Below are 19,100 nucleotides of genomic sequence, written 5' to 3' on the forward strand. Positions count from 1 at the left end.
GACGAGGCGCTCCGGCGGCCGAGCGCCCGGCCGTGGCCGACTCGCACGCGAGGCGACGCCGCGCGAGCAGTTGCGCAGTGCTCCGCTGTGCGACGCGATCTCGGTCGCCCACCGCGGTGCCAAGGACTGCGGGTCGCCGCACATGTCCTTTTGTTCATATTCGAACGACACCTCGCCGAAGGCTCGTCGCCTTCGGCAGAGCCAGTCGAGTCGGCCTCCACAGCCGCTCACCGCAGTGTTCTGCACGGCGGCGAGGTCATCGATCCTCGACGACGACGTCGGCACCAACTCGCGGGTGATCCCGTCCGACTTCCTCACGACTGTCCCGATTACGACCGTCGCCGTCCGCGAGCTCGGATTACCTGTCTCTGAGGACATGCCGAGCGGGACTCAAGCGCCTCCCTCTCCGCGACGACGCCCCCTGAGTTCGAGCCCATGACGGCGCCGCATCGCCGACTCGCCGAGCAGCGAGCATCACCTGTCCCAACGGACAGCTCTGGTTCGGCCCCGCTCGGACCCGGCCGTCCCGCGCGCGGTCAGCCGAAGATCGGCAGCAGGCGCTCTTCGTACAGCGAGTCGAGCATCGTCTGCATCGTCTGCTCGACCCTGTCGTAGATCGTGGGGGCGCGCTCGGCCGCCTCGACCTCGCAGCAGGGTTGGTCGTGGAGCGCGAGCGGCTGCCCGACCTGGAACGTGATCTTCGACGGCAGCGGCAGGTAGGGCAGCGCGCAGGTCGGGCCGAGCAGCAGGCCCCAGGGGGCGGCCAGGATGATCGGCAGGGAGCTGATCCGGGCCCACTTGTGGGTCTGCATCAGGCGCGCCAGTCGGTGCCCGCGGGTGAGCACGATCATCGTCTCGTGGCTGCCGGCGCTGACGACCGGCACGATCGGCACGCCTGCCCGAAGGGCCAGGCGAGCGAAGCCCTGGCGCTGGGCCAGGACGATCCGGCGGCGGTCGCGGAACGGGCGCATCGACTCGACGTCGCCGCCGGGGAACACCAGCACCTTGTGACCCTGCTCGAGCAGCGAGCGGGCCTGGCCCTTGCGGGCGCGGATGATGCCGACCGACTCGAGCAGCTTCGCCACTCGCTTGATGCGGAACAGGATGTCGTGGGCGAGGATGAAGATCGGCTGGTCGTAGCCGCGCTGGCGGTAGTACTCGACCAGGAACAGGCCATCGACCGGATTGAGGCCGCCGTTGTGGTTGGCGACGATGAGGGCCGGGCCCTCGGGGACGTTCTCGACCCCGCGCACCTCGCAGCGGTGGTAGCGGGACAGCACGTCGAAGCCCGCCACCGCCGACCGCAGTGTCGAGCGGCACACCCCTGGGACATCGCCGGAGGGAGCGGCTGAATCCACAGCAGGGGCCGCGCGCAGCAACGGGGGGGGCGTTCCCTCAGCAGCCTGCGGCGCGAAGCCCTCGAGGGGGTATGGTCTTGCTAGGCGGATGCTCGAAAAGTGTCATGACCCGGGGCACACGTCGAGGAGCGCTGTGAAACATCCTGCGCAGGCAAGCGCCGGGCGAAATCAAGCACGCGTCGGGTCAGCGCTTCCGGTTGCTCCATGAAGCCGATGTGACCGAAATCGGTGAATTCCTCGATCTCGGCGTGTGCGGGCAGATTTTGCGCGAAGAAGCGATAGTGCGCGCGCGGCAAGATCCGCTCCTCGCGCCCCCACACGAAGAGCACGGGCATGTGGAGGCTCGCGAGCTCCGCCGGCGTGAGCAGCACGGAGGGAGAGATCTCCCCGAGCAGTTGGCGCAGCTGCGGATGGTTGAAGCGGCGGCGGAGGTTGTGCGCGATCGGGTGCCGCATGAGGGGCGGCACCTTGGCGAACACGTCGTCGACGAAATCGAGCGCCTGGCCGTAGGTGTCGATGCGGAAGCGGTCGAGGAAGGCCGCGTGCTGGGCCGGGGGCAGCGGGGCCCCGCCGGGCGAGACCAGCGCCAGGCCGCGGACCATGTGCGGGCGGGCCAGGGCGTAGCGGATCGCCACCAGGCCGCCCATGGAGTTGCCGAGGATGAGCGCCGGCTGGTCGAGCACCTTGTCGAGGGTCTCGACCAAGGCGTCGAGCAGCACCGTCGGCGGGTCGCCCGGTCGCAGCAACGAGGAGAAGCCGTGGCCCGGCATGTCGGGCGCGATGACCCGGCGGACGTGCGGCTGGAAGCGCTTGAGCAGCCCGCCGTAGCACACCGCGTGGGCGGCGAGCCCGTGCAGCACCACGATCGGCGGCAAACCACCGCCGCCCGCCCCGTCCAGCACGTGAATGTCGCCGACGCGGGTGGCCACCCGGCGGCTCTTCAGGCCGGAGACGTTGAGGACACGGCGGGCGAGTCGCTCGGGCAGGGTCAGCATGGGATTAGGAGACTTCAGAGCCCCAGGAAATGTCCACAAAGCGGCGCGTTCAGACCGTGCTGGGGATCACAGGACCGCTGTGAACCCCCCTGCGCAGGCGCGCATGCGGCCGCGCTCCGCCCGACCCCTGCGGCCCCCGGGTGTGACCTGTCCCCCGAGACAGATGACGGCCGCGACCGGGCGCGCGTCCACGACGGCTGCGCATCGGCCGCCCGCGCAGCGGCGCCCGCGCTGGGGGCAGAGGGCGGCGAAGATGTCGCATGCCTCTTCGGACATGTCCCTCGGGACTGCTTGACTGCCTCGTCGCCGCCCGCGTAAAACCCGGCGCCCGCGCCATGAAGCTCGTCGACGTGACCGAGTTCTACTCCCAGCGCGGCGGCGGCGTGCGCACGCACCTGACGGAGAAGGCCGCCGCCGCCGCGCGTCGGGGCCACGAGCACCTGGTCTTCGCGCCAGGTCCGCGTCACGCCGCCGACCCGGGCGTGCATTACATCCCGGGCCCCTCGCTGCCCTACGACCCGACCTACCACTTGTTGTGGCGGATCGGCGCGGCGCGGCGGCTGCTGCGGGCCGAGCGGCCCGACGTGCTCGAGATCCACTCGCCCTACGTCGCCGCGATCGCGGCCCTCGGCCTGCGGCCGGGCGAGTTCGGGGCGCGCACCTTCGTCTGGCACTCCGACTTCATCGACACCTACCTGCGCGGCGGGCTCGAGCGGCGCCTCGCGCTGCTGTTCGGCGGCCGCGCGCCGCGGGCCGCCGATCGCCTGGTCGAGCCGCTGTGGGCCCACGTGCGCCGGATCGCCGACGCCTGCGCCATGACCGTGGTCGGCTCGCGCTGGCAGAAGTACAAGCTCGAGCAGCACGGCGTCGCCCGCGTCGAGCACATCCCGTTCGGCATCGAGCCCGGCCGCTTCGCCCCCGAGCGGCGCAGCGAGGCCCGCCGCCAGGAGCTGCTGGCCGGGCGCACCGGGCCGCTGGTGCTCGCCATCGGCCGCTTCGCCGTCGAGAAGCGCTGGGACGTGGTCGTCGACGCCTACGCGCGGCTGGCCGAGCACCGGCCCGGGGCGGTGCTGGCGGTGTTTGGCGACGGTCCCGAGAGACATGTCTTCAAGGACAGGCTCGGCGACCGCGACGACGTCCGCGTCCTCGGCTTCGAGCGCGACCGCGACCTCCTGGCGGTGACGCTCGCCAGCGGCGACCTGCTGCTGCACGGCTGCCCGTTCGAGACCTTCGGCCTCGGGGTCGCCGAGGCGATCGCCAGCGGCCTGCCGGTGGTGGTGCCGGACGCCGGCGGTGCGGCCGAGCAGGCGCCGCCCGAGAGCGCGGTGCAGTACCCGGCGGGCGACGTCGCGGCCTGCGTGGCCGCCGCGGAGGCGCTGCTCGCCGTCGACCCGGCCGAGCTGCGGGCCCGCGCCGCGATCGCGGCCCGCCGCGTGCCCAGCGTCGTCGACCACTTCGACGCCCTGTTCGGCCGCTACCGCGAGCTGCTGGCGCGCTGACGCTGCGAGCCGCGACCGTGCGCTCACCCTGCATCGAGTGACAGAGCGCGCCCGCTGTCGCGAGCTCGCGGCTCCGCGATGCGAAGCGCCCCCCTGCTTCGCGGGCGAGGTCGGCCGACCTTTATAAATCATCGACCGCGCCCCGACCTCGCTGCGCGCTGGGTCACTGCGCCACGGCCCGCAGGCCCGCGTGGACCGCGGCGTCATTGCGAGCGCACCTCCGGCGTGCCAGCATCCGCGCGTGCCGGTCCACGTATCGATCCACGACGTCACCCCCGCCTGGGCCGCGGAGGTCGACGCCGCCTTGCAGGCGTGCGCCGAGGTCGGCATCAAGCCTGGCCTTCTGGTCATCCCCAACTATCACGGCGCCTGGCCGCTCGACGAGCACCCCGACTACGCCCGGCGCTTGCGACAGTGGCAGGCCGACGGCCACGAGATCTTCCTGCACGGCTACTACCACCTCGCGGGCGCCGACCGCCGCGCGAGCGCCACTGCCGGCAACACGGCACCGCGCGGCCTGCGGAAGTTGTGGGCGCAGAAGGTCGTGTCCGGCGGCGAGGCCGAGTTCAGCGACGTCGACGAGGCCGAGGCCCGCCGCCGCCTCGACGACGGCGAGGCCGTGTTGCGCCGCGCCGGTCTCGAGCAGCTCGACGGCTTCATCGCCCCCGCGTGGTCGATGCCGCCGTGGATGCACGCGGTCCTGCGGGAACGCGGCTACCGCTACACCGAGGATCACCTGCACGTGTACGACCCCGCGGCCGGCGCTCGCCGGGCCAGCGTCGTCCTCAACTACGCCAGCCGCACCCCGGCGCGGCTGTGGTCGAGCCTGATTTACTGCCGACTCGCGCGCCCGGCCCGGCGCTTCTTGCCCGCGCGCGTGGCGATCCACCCTGCCGACATGCGCCACGAGGTGCTGCGCAAGGAGATCCGCGGCCTGCTGCGCTGGGCCGTCGGCGACGCAGTGGTGCCCGCGCGCGCCCTCGTCGAGGCCTGAGCCATGGCCCGCGTCAGCCTCGTCGTCCACGGCCGCGGTCGCGGCCACGCCAGCCGGGCGGTCGCCTGCGCCCGCGCCCTGCGCGACGCCGGCCACGCCCTTCACGTGTTCGCCGGCGGCGACGCCGAGCATGTCCTCAAGGACATGTACGAAGTGACATCCGTCCCGATCGTCCGGCCCGGCCTCGGCGCGGTCAGCGGGTGGTTGGGGCGGCTGGCGAGCGACGCCGACCGCTTCGCCGCCGCCGCGCCCGAGTGCGTCGTCAGCGACGGCGATCAGCCGAGCCTCGTGGTCGCGCGCCGGCGCAAGGTCGGCAGCGTGGCGATCGATCACGGCCTCGCGCTCACCCACAGCCGCCTGCCGATCCGCCCGCCCGCGGCGATGCGGCTGTACGAGCGGCTCAACAACGCCCCGCTGGCGCTGGCCGACCGCCTCGTCGCCGTCCACTTCCTGCCGTTCGAGGTCACCGATCCGCGCGTCGCGGTCGCCCGCCCCGACCTGCGCGACGACCTGCGCGGCCCCGTCGCCCGCGAGGGCTTCCTCCTGGCCTACTTCCGCGACGACAACGGCCGCGACGCCCTCGCCCTCGCCCTCGCCGCCGGCGCCCAGGTCGTCTGCTTCGGCGAGCGCGACCCGCAGCTGCCCGGCCTCGTGTTCCATCGCTCGGGCCGCGCCGGCTTCGCCGACCACCTGCGGCGCTGCGACGGCGTCATCACCTCGGCCGGCAGCAACGTGCTCGCCGAGTGCGTCATGCTGCGCAAGCCGGCCCTGGCGCTGTACAAGCGCGGCGACGCCGAGCAGGCCCTGAACGCCCGGCTCGCCGAGCACGCCGGCGTCGCCCTCGCGCGCAGCTTCGAGGACCTGCGGCCCGGGGACATCGCCGACTTCCTGGCCCGGGTGCGCGGCGGTGAGTTCGCCGCGCCCGACCTCGTCACCGCCATGCCGCCGGTGTCCGAGGTGGTCGTCAGCGCCGTCGCGGCGCTCCTGGTATAAGGCCCACGCGCATGTCCGAGTCGTCGTCCCGCGCCACCGGCCTCGCCGCCCTCGTCGTGCGCCGCCCGCTGGCGATCGTCGTCGTCGCCCTGGTGCTCGGCGTCCTCGGTTACTTCGGCACCCGCCGGCTCGGCATCGACCAGGAGCTGCGCGCGCTGCTCCCCGACGACGCGCCCAGCGTCACCCGCCTCGACGCGGTCACCGATCGGCTCGGCAACCAGTCCGACCTCTACGTCACGATCCGCGGCCCCTCGCGCGAGGCCAACCTCGCCCTCGGCGCGGCGATCGCCGCCGACCTCGAGCAGCGCGACGACATCCGCTACGTCCTGTTCCGTCGCGACCCCGCGTTCTTCCGCGACAACCTCCTGCTCTACGCCGGGCTGCAGGACCTGCTCGACCTGCGCCAGCAGGTCATCGACGCCATCCAGGCCCGTGTCCGCCGCGAGCTCAGCATGTTCCCGGAGGACCAGGAGGCGAGCGGGGAGCGCGACGACCTCGGCCTCGACGAGAAGGCCCTGCGCGAGCGCTACGGCCTCGACCGCGAGCCCTCGGAGTACTTCGAGCGCGACGAGGGCCGGCTGGTCGTCGTGCGCGCGCGGCCGACCCGGCCCAACACCGACATCTCGTTCGCGCGCGGCCTGTCGCGCAACCTCAAGACCGCGATCGACGGCATCGGTCCCAAGCAGTTCCACCCCGACATCGAGGTCACGATCGACGGCAGCTACGCCGAGCACACCGCCCAGGCCAGCAGCCTCGAACGCGACATCATCTCCGGCACCGCCTTCGCCTTCGGCCTGCTCCTGCTGGTCGTGGCGATCTACTTCCGCGGCCTGCGGGCGGTCCCGCTGGTGCTGGTGCCGCTGCTGATCGCGGTCGTCACCACCCTCGCCATCGCCTGGGCCCTCTACCGCGAGCTCAACCTCGTCAGCGCCTTCATCTTCGCCGTCACCCTCGGCCTCGGCATCGACTTCGGCACTCACATCCTGTCGCGCTACCGCGACGAGCGGCGCCGCGGCCTCGAGCAGTACGCGGCGATCCGCACCACCATCGCCACCACCGGCGTATCGACGGCCGGCGGCGCGCTGAGCACCGCGTTCGCGTTCCTGTTCCTGGTCCTGGCCGAGTTCCGCGGCTTCTCGCAGTTCGGGGTGATCGGCAGCCTCGGCATCATGATCGCCTTCGTCGCCGCGCTGGTGGTCCTGCCCGCGCTGGTGCTGGTGCTCGACCGCATCGTCCCCTGGCGCGTGCCCGCAGCGGCGGCCACCCAGGCTCCCGGCGCCCGCATCGTCTCGCGCGAGCTCCCCTGGCTGGCCCTCGGGACAGCCGTGGTCTGCCTCGTCGGCGGGGTCCTCGGCGCCGCCCAGCTGCCGCGGATCGGCTTCGAGTACAACCTCGGCAAGCTGGGTCCGCCCGATCGCACCAGCCCCGAGGAGCAGCAGCGGGCCAACGAGTACCGCGACGCCGTGGGCCGCACGCAGTCGACCGACCCGACGATCGTCCTGACCGAGAGCCTGCCGCAGACCGAGGCCGTGAACCGCCAGCTGCAGGCGATCCTCGACCTCGAGCCGGAGCAGATCGCGGAGATCACCGGCCTCGAGCCCTACCCGGACACCCCGCGCAAGCCGAAGCCCGAGCCCAAGCCCGCGCCCGCGCCGAAGCCCGCGAGCGGCGACGAGGAAGAAGACGAGGACGACGTCGAGCCCGACGACCCGAAGTTCGTCCGCCTCGCCGAGCTCGCGCGCACCCGCGGCACGGTCGACCCCGCGGTGCTCGAACAGCTCAAGCAGTACCCGCCCGAGCGCCTGCGCGAGATGGACGACCTGCTCAGCAGCGTGCTGTCGATCTACAGCTTCGTGCCCGAGCTGCAGCAAGAGAAGCTCGATATCATCCGTGACATCCGCACGCGCATCGACAACAAGCGCGGCTCCTTCAGCGACGCCGACCTCGAGAAGTTGAAGTCGTGGGAGCGCTACCTGCAGGTCGACCGCCCGGTCGGGCCCGACGACCTGCCGCCGTGGGTCAAGGTCCAGTTCACCGACATGCACGGCGAGCTCGGGCGCTTCGTCGCCTGCTGGCAGCGCGGGCCCAAGTCCGAGTACGCCCACGCCAAGCGGATCCACGACGCCTTCGACACCATCGACACGCCGCTGGGCCCGGCCCCGGCGGTCGGCTCGCACTTCGTCGTGCCCGAGGTCGTCGACGCCATCCGCGGCGACGGCCCGCTGGTGATGTGCGCCGTGTTCGGCGTGCTGATCGTCACCGCGCTGGTGATGTTCCGCAGCGTCGGCCACGCGGCGATCGTGCTGGCGACCGTCGGCTCGGCGCTCGGCTGGCTGGCCGCAGTGTTCGTGTGGATGGGCTGGACGCTCAACCTGTTCAACCTGGTCGCGCTGCCGCTGCTCGTCGGCATGGGCCAGGACGACTCGCTCCACATCATCCACCGCTACCGCGAGGAGGGCCTCGGCCGGCTGGCGCACACCATGCGCGAGACCGGCGGCGCCGTCGTCCTCACCACCGTCACCACGGTCATCGGCTTCTCGAGCATGCTGTTCGTCGACCACATCGGCCTGCGCTCGCTCGGCTGGACCGCGGTCGTCGGCATGACCTTCTGCCTGGTCGCCTCGCTCACGCTCGTGCCCGCTTGCCTGCGCCTCGGCGAGTGGCTGCGGGTCCGGCGCGGCGAGTGAGAGGTCCTTTACGACATGTTCCGAACGCCAGACGCTCCTCCGGCGCCGCCGGCAGCCGTCCCGCCGGCCGGCACGGGAGCAGCCGCGCGGCCGTGCTCGCGGTTGCACGGGTTGGTCGTGCGCGCAAGCGCGCGTACTGGCCTGCTGTGGGGCAAAGCCGCTAAAGTGAGGGGAGCATGCGGATCGCCCTCGTGATGGCCGGCGGCGGCGGCTCCCGGCTCTGGCCCGCTTCGACCCCCGAGCGGCCCAAGCAGTTCATGGCGCTGCGCGACGATCGAAGGCAGAGCCTCCTCGCCGCCGCGGTCGATCGCGCCGCCGCGGTCGCGGGCGCCGACTGCACCTTCCTCGTCACCACCCATGGCCTGGCCGCCGCCGTCCGCGCAGCGGCGCCGCAGCTCGCACCCGAGCAGGTGATCGAAGAGCCGTGCCCGCGCAGCACCGCGCCCTGCGTGGCCCTGTCGCTGGTCCACATCGTCGAGCGCCTACGCGCCCGCGGCTGGTCCGAGAGACAGATCGACGAGACCGCGCTGATGGTCCTGCCGTCCGATCATCACGTCGGCGACGAGGGCCGCTTCGCCGACCTGCTCGCGCGCGCCTGCGACTGCGCCGCGGAGACCCGCGACGTAGTGGTCCTCGGCGTCACGCCGACGCGGCCCGAGACCGGCTACGGCTACATCGAACGCGACGGCCTGCCGCGCACGTCCCCCGACGACACCGCCTGCGCCGCGCTGAACCTCTACTCCGCGGTGCGCTTCGTCGAGAAGCCGAACCTGGCCCGCGCGCGCGAGTTCTTGGCGAGCGGACGTTTCTTGTGGAACGCCGGCGTGTGCATCACGCCGATCGGCCGCATGCTGGCGGAGTACCAGCGCCACGCGCCGACGCTGTGGCAGGCGTTCGCGCCGGTGGTCGCGGCCCTGCGCGAGGGCGAGGCCGAGCTGGCCCGCACGCGCACCGCTGCCGCCTACGCGGCGATCCAGCCGGCCTCGATCGACGTGGCGATCCTCGAGCAGCTCGCCGACCTCCGCGTCGCCGCCAGCGACGTCGCCTGGACCGACCTCGGCTCGTGGGCGGCCATCCGCGAGGCCCTGCCGCGCGACGGTGACGGCTTCGCCGTCCACGCCGAGAACGGCGCGGCCGTCCACGTGGTCGACGGCCGCGACGGCCTGGTGTGGACCGACGGCGCCGACGTCGCCATCGTCGGCCTCGACGGCGTCGCCGTGATCTCCTCGGGCGGCCGGATCCTCGTGTGCCCGCTCGAGCGAGCCCAGGAGGTCCGCGCCGCCGCCGAGGCCTCCGCCAGGCACGCCGCCCGCCCCCGCGACAAGCCCGACGCCTGATCGCGGGCTGTCCCGAAGGACAGCCGCTGTCCTCCAGCGGTCCTGCCTGCGCGCCCGCGGGACGAAGAAGGCCAGCGGCCCGCAGACTTCGCGACCGGCGACGAGTCTCGTGAGCCTTCCGTGGCGCGTGCCTCACTGACCTGACCCGAGAGACAGCGACTCACGCCGGGAACACAGGATCACCTGGCCCCTCCCGCGCGGTCCCCGGCCCTCGCCCGCGCGAGGCCTCGCACGCCGGCGCGCCTGGGCCGGCCGCGCCGCTTCGTTATACTCGCCGCACGTGACGAGCACCGAGGCCAGCACCCGCGCCACCCCGCCGCAGTGGCTGCGGCGCATCGCCATCCTCAACGACTACGCGCGGGTCCCCTACGCCAACGGCTCCTCGTTCGCCTCGCAGATGCTGCGACGGGAGTTCGCGGCGCGCGGGCAGGAGGTCACGGTCATCGGTCCCAACGACCCGCACGCGCGGCCCGACCAGCTGCCGCCGCGGCGGATCTTGCTGCCCTCGTTGCCGCTGCGCAATCACCCGGGGGTGTACATGCCGTTCCCCTCGGCGCGGAGCTTCCGGGAGGCCGCGGCGCAGAAGTTCGACTTCGTGCTCAGCCAGAGCAACCACGACCTGTGCGACCTCGGCGTGTGGCTGCGCTTCAAGCACGACGTGCCGCTCCTGTGCGTCAACACGCTGCACCTGCCGAGCGTCTACGGCGTGGTCCTGACCGATCGCATGCGCAAGAACCGGACCATCAACGGCCTGTTCCAGGACCGCTTGATGCCGTGGCTCGAGCACCACTCCGCCGAGGTCTACAACCTCGGCGACGGCCTCATCGTCCTCGCCGAGGGCCTCGTCGACTACTGGCGCGAACGCGGCGTGACCGTGCCGATCCACGTGATCCCGCGCGCCGTCGCCCCGCATATCTTCGACGCCCCGGCCGGCGACGATCCGTTCCCCGCGAGCGCCACCGCCGGCCAGCGCCTCCTCGTCGTCTGCCGTCACTCGCGCGAGAAGGGCGTCGAGCGGCTGCTGCGGCTGTTCGCCCGCCACGTCGCGCCCGCGTGCCCGCAGGCGTCGCTCACCCTCGTGGGCGACGGCCCCGACCACGACGTCTTCCGCGCGCTCGCCGAGCGCCTCGGCCTCGGCGGCCGCGCCCACTTCGTCGGCGAGGTGCCCGTCACCGACGTCCCGGCCTACTACCGGCACGCCGACCTGTTCGTCTACACCTCGCTGTCCGAGACCTACGGCCAGGTCGTCAGCGAGGCGATGTGGTGCGGGCTCGCGGCCGTGGCCTTCGCCGACGGCATGGGCGTCTCGCAGCAGATCCGCAGCGGCCGCGACGGCTGGCTCGTCGAGCCCGGGCCCGACGCCGAGGCCGCCGACGCCGAGTTCGGCGCCCGCGTCGTCGCCCTGCTGCGCGACGAGGCTGCTTTGAAGAGCATGTCCGAAGAGGCAGCCAGTCACGCCCGCGACCGCGCCGACCCCGACCGCAGCATCGCCCGCTACTACGCCGCCTTCGAGGCCGCTCGCGAGCACTGCCGCAGCACCGCCGGAGAGCGCCGCACCCAGGGCTTGAACACGCCCCGGCTGATCTCCCGCTGGCTCGCGGTCCACGGCGCAGTCGTCGGCCTCAGCGCCCTGCGCCCGCCCGCCCTGCTCAACCGCAACGGCGGCGAGCAGCCGGCGTGGAGCTAGACATGGTCTTCAGGGCATGTGCGATGGCACATGCCCCGAAAGACAGCATTACTCCGGCGCGTTGGCCAGCGCGACGTCGAGGTACGGCTGGACCATGTCGAGCACGCGGCTGCGGGCGCGGACGCGGCGGAGGTTGCCGAAGTGGCCGGCGATCGCGCGGTCGATGAAGATGATCTCGCGCGGCGGCTGGAACGAGGCCATGCGCTTGATGGCCGCGGGGATCAGGCGAATCACGTCCTCGTGCAGGGTGGCGCGGGCGTAGTCGAACGGCTCGCCGGTGAGGAACGGCAGCGCCAGGGTGTCGCGCCACTGCTTATAAAAAGCCGGCTCGACCGGCGGACCCTCGGGGTTGCGCACGCCGAGCTCGCGCAGGGCCTCGTCGACCCCGTCCCAGTCCTCGGCGATCCCGCAGCGGATCGTCTTCGCGTAGGCCGCGGCGATCTCCGGCCGCACCTGCTTCACGCAGCCGAAGTCGTACAGGACGATCTCGCCGTTCGGGCGGAACGCCAGGTTGCCCGGGTTCGGGTCGGCGTGCAGGATCCGGTGCTCGAACAGCTGGGCCGCCAGCGCGCGGAACAGGTTGTCGCCGATCCGGTCGCGGACCTCCTGCGAGTAGCCGCGTTCATCGAGCTCGTCGATGCGGTCACCTGGCTCGAAGGTCAGGGTGAGCACGCGCTGCGACGAGCGCTCGCCCACCACCTCGGGCACGATGATGTGCGCGTCGCCGCGGTGGATCTCGCCGAAGCGGCGGACGTTGTCGGCCTCGTTGCAGTAGTCGAGCTCTTCCACCAGGCGAGCGCGGATCTCCGCGAACACCTCGTCGAGGCTCTGCTGCTTCACGTCGACCAGCCCGGTGGCGCGCTTGACGAACCCGCCGGCCTTGAGGGCGAACTTGAGCTGCGCCAGGTCGGAGTCGACGGCGCCGTCGACGCCCGGGTACTGCACCTTGACCACGACCTCGCGGCCGTCGTCGGTGGTCGCGCGGTGGACCTGGCCGATCGAGGCCGCCGCGAACGGCTCGACCTCGAAGTTTTTGAAGAGGACCTCGGGCGCGGCGCCCAGCTCGCTCTCGATCTGGCGGGCGATCACCGCGAAGTCGACCGGCGGAGCCTGCCGCTGCAGCGAGCGCAGCGCCTCCGCCAGCTCCTTCGGCAGCATGTCGCTGGCGATCGACGCCATCTGCCCGACCTTCATCACCGCGCCCTTGAGCTCGCCGAGGGTCCGGGCGATGCGGCTACCGTTGAGCTCGTGGGCCGCGTTGCGCTCGCGCTCGGCGTCCTCTTCCGACTGGAACAGGCCCTTGATCCGCGTCTTCGCGTAGCTGCCTGCGACCTGCGCGGTCATGCCGGCGAGCTTGAAGAAGCGCCTCCCCTTGGTGACCGGGCCCTCGTTCATCGCGCCGCTCGCTCCTCTTACTCTGCCCGCCCGCTCAGGCCCGCGCAAGCCCACGCGCCCGCGCGTCGCAGGCGCGCGCCCGTGGGCCTCGCCGCCACCGAGCCGTGACCTGACCGCCGCCGGCGGACCTGACGCAGATGTCCTTCGGGACAGGTCTTCCGGTCGGAATAGATGTCCTCAGGGACATGTTCCTACGAACAAGTTCGTCCCGTATCGCCGCTCGCGGTCGAGGGAGTGATTACCCGCGTCCCCGTGTGCGCTGGCTCGCGGCCGCGGCGCCACGCCCTCGCCGAGGTGGCGCTCCGAACGCCGCAGATCGGCCGATCGTGCCGAGATCGGGCCGAACGCCCCGCGGAGCTGGGGTCCGGGCGCTCGCGGGGCCAGGGGCCCGCCCGCCCGGCCTTGCGAGGAGCCCGCGCCGCCGGGCCCGCGAGCCTGTAGGATGGGCGACGGAGCAGACCGTGACCCGCGAAGCGAAGCCAGACTCGTCGAGGACCGTCCAGGAGACCGCGCGCTTCATCCTCCGCTACTTGCGAGAGAACGGCGACGGCGCGACCAAGGAGACGCTGTCCACCAAGGCCGGCGTCGCCGGCGTCACGGTGCAGCGGGCGCTCAAGTACATGCGCGAGGAGTGGGACGCGCCGCTCGAGTTCGTGCACGCGAGCAAGGTGTGGAAGCTGCTCGACGACAAGTTCACGCTGCCGCTGACCGACCCGGACCCGGAGGATCTCGCAGCGGTGGTGTTCGCCTCGGCGCTGCTGCAGCCGGTCGCCGACGCCGAGCTCAACGCTCGCGTCAAGCGGCTGGTCGAGCAGATGGACGCCGCGGTCGAGGAGACGCAGAAGAGCGCCGCCAAGGTGCGGCCGAAGAGCGTCACCGCGACGATGACCACCGGCACGCGGGTCGACTCGCGGCTGGTGTCGAAGCTGCTGCAGGCGGTCGGCTCGGGCGTGGTGCGCATCGAGTACGACAGCCCGTGGTCGGGCACGCGCAAGACGCATGACGTCGAGCCGTGGCAGCTGCGGCTGCACGACGGCGTGATGTACATGCGCGCGTTCTCGCGGACGACCGGCGACGCGCGCAGCTTCCGGGTCGCGCAGATCGTCCACGCGCGCGTGCTCCCGGGCCAGACCCCGCGCGAGGCCGTGCCGACCAAGAGCAACCTGTGGGGCGGCTCGGAGCCGGGCTACGGCATCGACAGCGATCGCCCCGGCGTCGCTACCTTGCGCGTGCGCGGCGGCGTGGCCCGCTGGATCGCCAACCTCGTGTGGGACCCCGGCCAGGAGGACAAGTGGATCGAGCCTGGCGAGCTGCTCGAGCGCAAGGTGCCGTATCACTCGTGTCGCGAGTTCGCGCGGCGGCTGTTCACGATCGTCGACGGCCTCGAGTCGATCGAGCCGACCGAGCTGCGCGAGGAGGTCGTCAGCGACGCGCGCGCCTTCCTCGACCGCCTCGATCGCCACATCGCGCAGGCGTGAGCGCCGCGTTGTCTGCCGCGGATCAAGCGCCCGTGGCAAGCTCCTCCGCGAGGTCGAGGGGAGATTGACTCTGGGAGGGTGACTCCATCGCCCCGGGGCCGAAGCTGGCCTTTCGGGCTTGGAGTCGTGGTGACCTCAGGCCCCGGCGGGGGACCCATGCGACGCAGGTCGTCGCGTGGGTCCCCCGCCTCCTTTTGCTATCATCCGCGCGTGAGCACGCGCCCGCGAGTCTGCGTCCTGCACGTCGGCGGCACCATCGGCATGGTCCGCACCGAGACCGGCTACGCGCCGCAGCCGGGGTTCCTCGGCGAGTACATGGACGCGATGCCCGAGCTGCGCCGCCCCGAGCTACCGGCCTTCGACGTCGTCTCGCTCGAGCCGCTGCTCGACTCGGCCGACATGGCGCCGGAGGACTGGGTCCGGATCGCCGAGGCCATCGCCGCCCGCTACGCCGACTACACCGGCTTCGTGGTCGTCCACGGCACCGACACGATGGCCTACACCGCCTCGGCGCTGAGCTTCCTGCTGCCCGGCCTGGCCAAGCCGGTCATCCTCACCGGCTCGCAGCTCAGCCTCACCCACGTCCGCAGCGACGGCCGCGAGCACATCATCACCGCCATCCTGCTCGCCGGTACTTGCGAGATCCCCGAAGTCTGCATTTACTTCGCCTCTCGCCTCCTGCGCGGCAACCGGGCCCAGAAGGTCCACAACCTCGACTTCGTCGCCTTCGACAGCGGCAACCTCCCGCCGCTCGCCCACGTCGGGGTCGGCATCGAGGTCGCGCGCCACCTGGTCCGAAAGCCAGGTAGCGCCGGCGCGGCCGGCCTCACGATGCTCCCGCAGGTGCGCCGGCCCGAGGTCGCCTCCGTGCGCCTGTTCCCCGGCATCGGCGCGGCGATGATGTCGAAGCTGCTCGAGCCCCCGCTCGAGGCGCTGGTGCTCGAGACCTACGGCGTCGGCAACGCGCCCAGCCGCGACCAGGCGCTGCTGTCGGCGATCGCCCGCAGCGCCGCGCCGCCGCGCGAGGTGGTGATCGTCAACTGCTCGCAGTGCCACGGCGGCTCGGTCCGCCAGACCACCTACAGCACCGGCGCCGCGCTCGCCCGCGCCGGCGTATTGTCCGGCTTCGACATGACCCCCGAGGCCGCCCTCACCAAGCTCTACTGCCTGCTCGCCTCCGGCCTGCCGCCGGCCGCCGTCCGCGCGCGCATGCAACAAGACCTCGCCGGCGAGATGACGCCGGACCCCGCGAGCGCGACCGTCTCGTGAAGGTGCGACGATGCGTGACCTGTTCATAAGCCTGTCCGTTTGTGCATGTCTTTTGGCACCTGTTCTTGGGTGCAGCTCGGAGCCGGCTCCCGCGCCGGCCGCCGCCGCTCCGGCCAAGCCCGCGGCCAAACCGGCCGGCGAGGCGCTGATCGGCTACGACCTGCGGCGCCTGCGACCGCGCGACGAGGAGACCCTGGCCGCGATGTTCGACCGCCTGCGGGCGCAAGCGCTGGCGGAGGGCAAGCGCGTGGCGGTGCTGTTCAGCGCCGACTGGTGCGAGCCGTGCCGCGAGCTCGAGCAGGAGCTCGGCAACCGCCACCCGGCCGCGGAGATCGGCGACGTCCGGTTCCTCGAGCTCAAGGAGGAGGACTGGAGCGCGGCCGCCCGCATGGACGAATTTAATGAATTGCGCCGCCGCTGGGTCGGCCAGACGGGCTCGTATCCGCTGCTGATGTTGCTCGACGACGAGGGCAAGCCCCGCGAGGAGATGAAGCAGGCGATCGAGCGCCTCGAGGCTGCGAAGATCGAGCCGACCCTGGCCCACTGGCTGGCCGACACGCGGCCAAAGAGCGCGACCTAGCCGCGAGCAGGCCGCGCCGATCCTTCACGAGCGGGCCGGCGGAGCAGCGGACACGAAGGGCCGCGCGTCGAACACGACCCGGGCCGCGCGGATCTTGCCGTCCTCGACGGTGTACCAGCGGGCGACGAAGGAGGTCGGGAGCGGCGCCTTCATCACCAGGTCGCAGAAGACGGCCACGTCGCCGGCGTCCGCGAAGATCTTCCGGACCTCCATCCGCTCGAGTCGCTCTCCGGCCCGCGCCAGCGAGGCGACGTAGGCGTCGGCGCCGTGCACCGTCTCGAACGGACCGGCGAAGGTCACGTCGTCGGCCAGCAGTCGCCGCACCGTCGCGTAGTCGCCGCGCTGCCACGCGGCCTCGAACTCGATCACCGTCTCCCTCGCGCTGTTCGTCGCCTTCAATTCGCTGTTCATGGCGTAAACGTGCCGCCGGCGCCCGGCCGGCGCCATGTGCGAACGTCCGCGATCTCTGTCCGTTCGTCGCGCGGCTCGGGCAAGATGGCGTCGCCGCGGCCATGACGATCGACCCCCTCAGCGACATTTTAAAAAATGTGCGCCTGCGCAGCCGCGTCTTCTGTCAGTCGACGATGCGCGCGCCGTGGGGCTTCCGCGTCGAGGGCCGCAGCCCGGCGAGCTTCAATCTGGTCCTGGGCGGCAGCCTGCTGCTCGAATTGAAGAACCTCCCCGCGCCCCTGAGCCTCGGCCCCGGCGATCTCGCCATCATCCCCGGTGGCAACGCGTACTCGGTGCGAGACAGCCCGGGCTCGCCGACGCCGACGCTCGAGGAGATGCTGGCAGTGTCGCCAGTGGACGCCGAGGGCCGGCTGACGCACGGCGGCGACGGTCCGGTGACGACGTTGCTGTGCGGCGCGGTCTTCTTCGACGACGAGAGCGGGCGGGCGCTGCTCGACGCGCTGCCGCCGGTGCTGCTGGTGCGAGCACACGACGCCGATCCGGCCGAGCCGCACACTGCGTGGCTACGCTCGACTCTGGCCCTGCTTGACCACGAGGTCCACACCACCAGCCCCGGCCGCAAGCTGCTGCTCGATCGACTGCTCGACATCCTGTTCGTGCAGGCCGTCCGCGCGCACTTCCAGGCGCCGACGAACGCGCCGCCCGGCTGGCTCGACGCCCTCCGCGACCCGCAGATCGGCGCCGCGGTGGCGCTCCTCCACCGCGAGTTCGCCCGGCCGTGGACGGTGACGGGCATCGCCGCCCGCGTCGGCCTGTCGCGCACCGTCTTCACCGAGCGCTTCGGCGTCCTCGTCGGCGAGTCTCCCGCGCGCTACCTGACGCGCTGTCGCGTCGCCCGGGCGATGACGCTGCTCCGCGACGCCGAGCTGTCCCTGGCGCAGCTCGCCGAGCAGGTCGGTTACACGTCGGAGGCCGCCTTCAGCAAAACCTTTAAAAGGTACGTGGGCGTGGGGCCGGGCGCGTTCCGCCGCGCCGCGCCTGGCACTTCCGACACGACGTAGATCGTCGCCCCGACGCAGATCGCCTGCGCTTCAGGACATGGCGCAACGCACATGTCCCAAAGCGCTTGCACACGCCATCGACGTCGCTACGGAGCCTGACCCGAAGACCAGGCTCTTCCGCTCTGAAGCTCCCGCCGAGCTGCCCGAGGGCCAGGGTTCCCTCGGGCTTCGCCGGCAGCGAGCCTAGCGGCGGCGGCGGAGGATGAAGCCGGCGCCGAGGGCCAGGAGGACCATCGCGCCGTTCCAGGCGTTGCCGTCGGCGTCGACGGAGCAGCCCTTCTTCTTCTCGACCGGGGGCGGGCCCTCGCTGGCGGAGTCCGGGGCGGGCGTGCTGCTGCCGCCGCCGCCGTCGCCGTCGCCGCCGAGGGAGTCGTGCGCGTCCTGCTCGGCCGCGGCCTCGTCCTCTTTCGTCTCGTCTTCCTTCGCGGCTTCGGGCTTCTTGCCGCTCTTGATCAGCTTGATCTTGCCGCTGGCGAGGGTGAGCTCCTTGCCCTTGGCGTTGACCTGCGTGACCTTGATGTCGTAGGTGCGGTTCTTGTTGAAGCCCTTGCGGCCGTCGAGCTCGAGCTCGCCGTAGAACCACTTGTCGCCGGCGAAGTCGTTCTCGTCGTGGCGCCACACCGACGACTTGTTGCCGTCGAGCTCCTGGAAGAACTCGATGTAGAGCGGGCCGGGCGCCGGGTTCTCGAGCTTGGCGTGGACGTAGGCGATCCAGCGATCCTCGCCGGGCACCTCGTCGAGCGTGTCGACGACGGCCGACTTGCCCTTGGCGGTGATCTTGCCGGTGCCGTCGATCTCGATCGGAGTGGCGCCGACTTTCACCTCGCCCGCGTAAGCCGCGGCGCTGCTGAGCGCGGCCAGCGCGAACGCCGAGGAGAGCGTCAAGCGTCGAAGGAAGTTGATGCGCGGTGTGCTTGTCATGGCGGTCGGGACGGAGGGTAGCACAGCCCGCGTCGGGGACTGTGAACCCCAAAATACGTCTCGCTGCCGCGCCCCCCGGAGCGAAAGCACGTGCAAAACGCGCGGGCTCAGCCGCCCAGGGCCGTCGCCAGGGCTCCGCTGCGGTCCATCGCCGCCAGCTCCGTGAAGCCGCCGATGCTCTGATTCTTGATGAAGATCTGCGGGACCGTGCGGCGGCCGGTGCTCTCGATCAGCCAGCTGCGGGCCTCGGGCAGGTCGGACACGTCGACGGCGACGAACGCGATATCGCGCCGTCGCAGCAACGACTCGGCCATGCGGCAGTACCCGCACGTGTCGGTCACGTACAACACGACGTCGGCGCCGAGCTGCTCCGGCGTCTTGAATTCAGTGATGGCCTCGGCGACACCCATGGCGGTTCTCGCCGAGGGTGTAGCA

The 19,100-nt window shown here is 71.9% G+C and carries 16 protein-coding genes; 10 read left to right on the forward strand and 6 right to left on the reverse strand.

The features are described from left to right. Window positions 1–536 precede the first annotated feature (536 nt). Window positions 537–1,295: a lysophospholipid acyltransferase family protein gene (locus OV090_RS22695; RefSeq protein WP_267706203.1), complete on the reverse strand. Its 759-nt coding sequence runs from the start codon at window positions 1,293–1,295 to the stop codon at window positions 537–539. A gap of 143 nt (window positions 1,296–1,438) precedes the next feature. Then, entirely contained in the window at window positions 1,439–2,353 is a 915-nt protein-coding gene (locus OV090_RS22700) for an alpha/beta fold hydrolase (RefSeq protein WP_267706204.1), read from the reverse strand. 335 nt (window positions 2,354–2,688) lie between these two features. Here OV090_RS22700 and OV090_RS22705 point away from each other — a divergent pair, with 335 nt between their 5' ends. The 6 genes from OV090_RS22705 to OV090_RS22730 all read left to right on the forward strand — a co-directional run bounded on the left by OV090_RS22705 (window position 2,689) and on the right by OV090_RS22730 (window position 11,550). Beyond that, window positions 2,689–3,852: a glycosyltransferase gene (locus OV090_RS22705; RefSeq protein WP_267706205.1), complete on the forward strand. Its 1,164-nt coding sequence runs from the start codon at window positions 2,689–2,691 to the stop codon at window positions 3,850–3,852. A gap of 241 nt (window positions 3,853–4,093) precedes the next feature. Further along, window positions 4,094–4,846 carry a polysaccharide deacetylase family protein gene (locus OV090_RS22710; RefSeq protein ID WP_267706206.1) on the forward strand — a complete coding sequence of 251 codons (753 nt, stop codon included), beginning with the start codon at window positions 4,094–4,096 and terminating at the stop codon, window positions 4,844–4,846. Between the two features lie 3 nt (window positions 4,847–4,849). Continuing rightward, entirely contained in the window at window positions 4,850–5,839 is a 990-nt protein-coding gene (locus OV090_RS22715; RefSeq protein WP_267706207.1) for a glycosyltransferase family protein, read from the forward strand. Between the two features lie 11 nt (window positions 5,840–5,850). Then, window positions 5,851–8,526: an MMPL family transporter gene (locus OV090_RS22720; protein WP_267706210.1), complete on the forward strand. Its 2,676-nt coding sequence runs from the start codon at window positions 5,851–5,853 to the stop codon at window positions 8,524–8,526. A gap of 176 nt (window positions 8,527–8,702) precedes the next feature. Continuing rightward, window positions 8,703–9,863 (forward strand): sugar phosphate nucleotidyltransferase, encoded by a 1,161-nt coding sequence (locus OV090_RS22725; protein WP_267706212.1) that lies wholly within the window; start codon window positions 8,703–8,705, stop codon window positions 9,861–9,863. Window positions 9,864–10,143: 280 nt separating this feature from the next. Next, on the forward strand, window positions 10,144–11,550 hold the full coding sequence (locus OV090_RS22730) for a glycosyltransferase (RefSeq protein WP_267706214.1): 1,407 nt from the start codon (window positions 10,144–10,146) through the stop codon (window positions 11,548–11,550). 48 nt (window positions 11,551–11,598) lie between these two features. Here OV090_RS22730 and OV090_RS22735 read toward each other — a convergent pair whose 3' ends face one another. Continuing rightward, on the reverse strand, window positions 11,599–12,945 hold the full coding sequence (locus OV090_RS22735; RefSeq protein WP_267706215.1) for an AarF/ABC1/UbiB kinase family protein: 1,347 nt from the start codon (window positions 12,943–12,945) through the stop codon (window positions 11,599–11,601). A gap of 461 nt (window positions 12,946–13,406) precedes the next feature. Between OV090_RS22735 and OV090_RS50810 the strand changes: the two genes are divergently transcribed. From OV090_RS50810 to OV090_RS22750, 3 genes are all read left to right on the forward strand, one after another. Then, the gene (locus OV090_RS50810) at window positions 13,407–14,423 is read left to right on the forward strand and encodes a WYL domain-containing protein (protein ID WP_267706216.1); all 1,017 of its coding nucleotides are present in this window, start codon (window positions 13,407–13,409) and stop codon (window positions 14,421–14,423) included. Window positions 14,424–14,633: 210 nt separating this feature from the next. Next, the gene (locus tag OV090_RS22745; RefSeq protein ID WP_267706217.1) at window positions 14,634–15,692 is read left to right on the forward strand and encodes a type I asparaginase; all 1,059 of its coding nucleotides are present in this window, start codon (window positions 14,634–14,636) and stop codon (window positions 15,690–15,692) included. A 10-nt stretch (window positions 15,693–15,702) separates the two neighbouring features. Then, on the forward strand, window positions 15,703–16,272 hold the full coding sequence (locus OV090_RS22750; RefSeq protein ID WP_267706218.1) for a thioredoxin family protein: 570 nt from the start codon (window positions 15,703–15,705) through the stop codon (window positions 16,270–16,272). A gap of 24 nt (window positions 16,273–16,296) precedes the next feature. Here OV090_RS22750 and OV090_RS22755 read toward each other — a convergent pair whose 3' ends face one another. Next, window positions 16,297–16,683, reverse strand: coding sequence for a nuclear transport factor 2 family protein (locus tag OV090_RS22755; RefSeq protein WP_267706219.1), 387 nt, complete (start codon window positions 16,681–16,683; stop codon window positions 16,297–16,299). A 101-nt stretch (window positions 16,684–16,784) separates the two neighbouring features. On the opposite strand from OV090_RS22755, the gene OV090_RS22760 reads away from it, so the two are divergent. Then, on the forward strand, window positions 16,785–17,744 hold the full coding sequence (locus OV090_RS22760; protein ID WP_267706220.1) for an AraC family transcriptional regulator: 960 nt from the start codon (window positions 16,785–16,787) through the stop codon (window positions 17,742–17,744). Between the two features lie 183 nt (window positions 17,745–17,927). Here the strand turns inward: OV090_RS22760 and OV090_RS22765 are convergent, their stop codons facing one another. Both OV090_RS22765 and OV090_RS22770 read right to left on the reverse strand, forming a co-directional pair. Next, the gene (locus tag OV090_RS22765; RefSeq protein WP_267706221.1) at window positions 17,928–18,629 is read right to left on the reverse strand and encodes an MYXO-CTERM sorting domain-containing protein; all 702 of its coding nucleotides are present in this window, start codon (window positions 18,627–18,629) and stop codon (window positions 17,928–17,930) included. 143 nt (window positions 18,630–18,772) lie between these two features. Then, on the reverse strand, window positions 18,773–19,075 hold the full coding sequence (locus OV090_RS22770; RefSeq protein ID WP_267706222.1) for a glutaredoxin domain-containing protein: 303 nt from the start codon (window positions 19,073–19,075) through the stop codon (window positions 18,773–18,775). Window positions 19,076–19,100: the final 25 nt, after the last annotated feature.

The organism is Nannocystis sp. RBIL2, from assembly GCF_026626745.1.
Lineage (GTDB): Bacteria > Myxococcota_A > Polyangia > Nannocystales > Nannocystaceae > Nannocystis.